This window comes from Sinorhizobium sp. GQ132, assembly GCF_059758575.1.
Map to the genome: position 1 here is coordinate 1 of NZ_JCAXDX010000043.1, position 1,319 is coordinate 1,319.

The 1,319-nt window shown below is 59.2% G+C and carries 1 protein-coding gene; it reads left to right on the plus strand.

Translation table 11 applies throughout. The features are described 5' to 3' along the window. Nucleotides 1–70 precede the first annotated feature (70 nt). A protein-coding gene (locus AC6CIG_RS29620; RefSeq protein WP_498324375.1) for an IS3-like element ISRm1 family transposase occupies nucleotides 71–1,290 on the plus strand; the annotation gives its coding sequence in 2 pieces (ribosomal slippage) (nucleotides 71–410 and nucleotides 410–1,290; 1,221 coding nt in all). The last annotated feature ends 29 nt before the right edge of the window (nucleotides 1,291–1,319 follow it).

The window sequence follows — 1,319 nt, forward strand, 5'->3', positions numbered from 1 at the left end:
TGAATTAGCCCCCGAAAGGTCCGGACATGCTCCCCCACTTAGCTAAGTGGGTAGGAGTAATGTTGGTAATATGACTAGCAGCAATTTTAAGATGGAAGTTCTCTCCGGGCCGGAACGTCGGCGGCGCTGGAGCACGGCAGAGAAGCTGGCGATCATCCACGAGACCTATGAGGCGGACGCGACGGTGAGCATCGTCGCGCGTCGGCACGGCATTCAGCCGAACCAGTTGTTCACCTGGCGCAAGCTGGCGTCCCAAGGTGCATTGACGGCGACGGCCGCCGAAGAGGAGGTTGTTCCGGCATCCGAATACCGGGCGCTTCAGGCGCAGGTGAAGGAGTTGCAACGACTGTTGGGCAAGAAGACGATGGAGAGCGAAATCCTGAAGGAAGCCCTCGAAATCGCCGGTAGCTCAAAAAAACATCTGTTGCGCTCGCTCTCTCTTCCGAGGGGGATTTTGGGATGAAGACCGTTTGCGAAACTTTGGGTGTCGCTCGCTCGAATATCGCCGCGCGTGCCGCAGGCTCCCCTTCCAGAGCCAGAGGACGCCCGCCACTACCTGATAGCGAGCTGGTGGAGGACATCAAGGCCGTCATCGCCGATATGCCCACCTACGGCTATCGGCGTGTCCATGCCATCCTGCGTCGGAATGCCCGGAAACTGGGCCGTTCGTGGCCCAATGCCAAGCGCGTCTACCGGGTGATGAAGCTGCACAATCTGCTATTGGTGCGCCACACCGGAGCGGTCGATGATCGTCTCCACGACGGTCAGGTCGCTGTCGAACGTTCGAACATCAGATGGTGCTCCGACGGGTTCGAGATCGGCTGCGACAACAAGGAGAAGGTCCGGGTCGCCTTCGCCCTAGACTGCTGCGACCGTGAAGCAATCGCCCATGTCGCCACCACCGAGGGCATCAAGAGCCAGGACGTGCAGGACCTCGTGATCACAGCAGTGGAGAACCGCTTCGGCCGCATCAACATGCTGTCCGAGCCCATCGAATGGCTCACCGACAACGGCTCCTGCTTTGTTGCCAGGGACACCGCATCCTTGCTCCGCGACATCGGCATGGAACCTTGCACGACACCGGTGCGAAGCCCACAGTCGAACGGCATGGCCGAGGCGTTCGTCAAAACATTCAAGCGCGATTACGTCTCGGTGAACCCAACCCCCGACGCTGAAACCGTCATGGCCCAACTGCCGTTCTGGTTCGAGCATTACAACAATCTTCACCCGCACAGTGCTTTAGGATATCAATCGCCGCGCGAGTTCATCAGCTCGCAATCTCAAACCTGAGCATGTCCGGTCTTTTGGGGGCAACTCCA